This window comes from Butyricicoccus sp. (assembly GCF_050872565.1).
Lineage (GTDB): Bacteria > Bacillota > Clostridia > Oscillospirales > Butyricicoccaceae > Butyricicoccus_A.
The window spans coordinates 1-1699 of sequence record NZ_JBNMHC010000422.1; the positions used below are offsets into that span (position 1 = coordinate 1).

General features: G+C 51.4%; 2 protein-coding genes. One reads left to right on the forward strand and one right to left on the reverse strand.

The features are described 5' to 3' along the window. On the reverse strand, window positions 1–827 hold an 827-nt coding region (locus tag ACR0P9_RS12085; RefSeq protein WP_432620493.1), incomplete at its 3' end, for a polysaccharide pyruvyl transferase family protein. Window positions 828–1003: 176 nt separating this feature from the next. Between ACR0P9_RS12085 and ACR0P9_RS12090 the strand changes: the two genes are divergently transcribed. Next, window positions 1004–1597 (forward strand): hypothetical protein, encoded by a 594-nt coding sequence (locus ACR0P9_RS12090; RefSeq protein ID WP_432620495.1) that lies wholly within the window; start codon window positions 1004–1006, stop codon window positions 1595–1597. The last annotated feature ends 102 nt before the right edge of the window (window positions 1598–1699 follow it).

Here is a 1699-nt window from a genome sequence, read left to right on the forward strand (position 1 = left end):
GCCAGCACAGATACCGTCTCACTGATTTCCAGCTGCTCTGAAATCAGATAATATGGGCAGTTGAGCTTCTCTATCACTTTTTTTGCCGCTTGACAGTCACTGGGATATTCAATCGGCACGAACACTGGAATCAGACCGTAGGTTTTCCAAGCGTATTCCAGTGCTTCCGCGATGTCTTCTACCGCTTCGTCAAATCCCTTCCACTGCCGCAAGCCAAGACCAAGATACATGCCATCCGCAGGAATACCCAAATATTCCAGCAGCTTGGCCCCTTGTTCTGTATGCAGCTTATGAATGCTGATGGTTGGATCCGCGGTACACAGCATTTTGGGTGTCTTTACACCCATATGTCCCAATTCTCTGCGTGAATCTTCATCGCGCAATGTCGCAACATCTACGCAATGGTCAATAATTTTTCCCGCTGCCCAGCGATGAAATTTGCCGTACACCGGCCCGATTCCGCTGCCGTACATCATAACCTTACAGCCGCGCAGCTTCGCCATGAGCAGCGTCACCAAATAATAATACAGAGAACGGCTGGACGTCGCATTTTGGATGAGGCTGCCGCCGCCGCTGACAAACAGCTCCGCTTTTCCCACAGCCCGCCAGATCTTTCTGAAATGGAAGGTGTGGCAAGCTGTCACGCCAAATCGCTGGCTGGTCTCAGCCGGATTTCTAGAAATGACCTGCACAGGCATGGTCTCATCCAGCCGCCGCATCTCCTGCAAAATGGCACGCAAAATGGCATCATCGCCGGCATTTCCTCTGCCATATGCACCGCAGATCACAGCACCTCTGCGCGCTTTCTTTTTGTGCGTATGTTTCATTCGTACTCCTTTGGCAAGATAGCCAAACGTATCTAAACAGCCGTTTTCCCCACGCAAACGGCCAACTTTCTATGATTCTAAAAAATCATAGCACACCCATACCGGAATGTCAACGCGACTTTTCCTCCCCTCATTTTTCTGCTATACTGAAAGACAGAAAACAGGAGGAACTTTTCATGGATTATTTCGATATGCTCATACAGCAGCGCATTGACAGCGAAACCGCCGATTTAGTCGATGCTCTGCTGGAGCAGGAACTGCCGTCTTTGCAGCCCTGCGATTGTCCGCTGCACACCGTACTTTCTCAGCTCGCAGAGAAATATCCCCTTACGATTCTCCCCAAGGAAAGTACACACTATGCACAGACCGCGCTCGCTGTCATTGAGTCGGATTTTCCGGAAGACGCCGACTATCTCCCGCACGATTGGGAAGAGCGACTGGAACAGACGCTCGGACTGACAGAAACCCTGCACATGCAGCTATTTTGTGCGGAAGTCAGAGATGAAGGCGCCGGACATGCCTTATATGAACAGCAGCGTATCCAATACGAGCAGCGCACCGCCGGTTCCGGACAGGTCTGGCGACGAATGCCAGTACGCATCTGTGCCGAAACCAACTCCGGCTACTGTCTTGTGACCGGCTCTGAACCGCTCCGAGAAGAACTGCTCGTTATGCGCGGTATTTCGCAGGATGACATCGACCACAAAACGCCCACACTCATCGCCTATCTGCGTGCGCGGCACGCCCTGCGCGATCTTTTGGAAAAATAAAAACAGCGGAGTGCCAAGCACTCCGCTGTTTGCCTGTATTTACGAATTATTCGTCGTCATCAATGTCCAGATAGTCTTCCAGTTCGCGGAACAGCTTCTTGA

Coding starts and splice junctions, on each gene's coding strand:
- ACR0P9_RS12090 (WP_432620495.1), top strand. CDS start 1,004: ATGGATTATTTCGATATGCTCATACAGCAGCGCATTGACAGCGAAACC.